Origin of the sequence: Mesorhizobium sp. M1A.F.Ca.IN.020.06.1.1, assembly GCF_004023265.1 — a bacterium.
Taxonomy (GTDB): Bacteria; Pseudomonadota; Alphaproteobacteria; order Rhizobiales; family Rhizobiaceae; genus Mesorhizobium.
The window spans coordinates 1-685 of sequence record NZ_RZSR01001611.1 but is presented as its reverse complement, the minus strand read 5'-3'; the positions used below and the strand labels follow the sequence as shown (position 1 = coordinate 685).

Sequence of the window (685 nt, the reverse complement as noted above, 5' to 3'; positions counted from 1 at the left end):
GCTCTAGGCCGAAGAGATCCTCGACACTCAAATGCGTCCGCAGAAGCGGATGACCCGCCATCGGCACGACATCCAGCACTGCGAGAATGGGATCGTTGACGACCGCCGGCAGCGGAGCAATCGCCGCGAGCGGGACCTTGTCGGAGACGTCAATCTCGGTGGCCAGGCTTTGCGGTCGGATATAGATGACGTGCTCGATGCCGGCCAAGCTGGCGGGAGATCTCTCGACGATCATCCTGATCGCCGCGACCGGGAGCCTTGCCAGGACGGCATGATAGGCGATGTCGTCCAACTTGGCCCGACTGACGATCGTCCCCCCATAGGCGGCAATGGCCCGAGCCACACTTGCCTCGTTCGACGCAGCCGCGTCGGCATTTGGCCGAAACACGATCTCGACCTCCAAGGGAACAAGTTCGTGGTCGGCCTTGCCGAAAATCTCCTCATCCAGAAGGGAGGCATCCAGCGGCTGCACCCGATCGTCCGGTCCCCATGGTCGCAGGTCACGAAGGCATGCGAACACATCGCGCCACGCTGTATGCCCTTGCGGCAAGTCCCTTCCCGCAACCCAGGTCTGCCACAGACTCTCGATTTGCCGTAGTGCCCGCACGTCCGGGACGAGCAAATATGCCACCGGGGCGACATCCTCGTCGCTGGGCAACTCCTCTTCATCGATCAGTTCGAGCCC

Annotated in this window: 1 pseudogene; it reads right to left on the bottom strand. The window is 62.5% G+C overall.

Annotated elements, in window-relative coordinates:
- Nucleotides 1-472: pseudogene (locus EOA60_RS38020) on the bottom strand (hypothetical protein); the annotation flags it as partial.
- Between the last annotated feature and the right edge of the window lie 213 nt (nucleotides 473-685).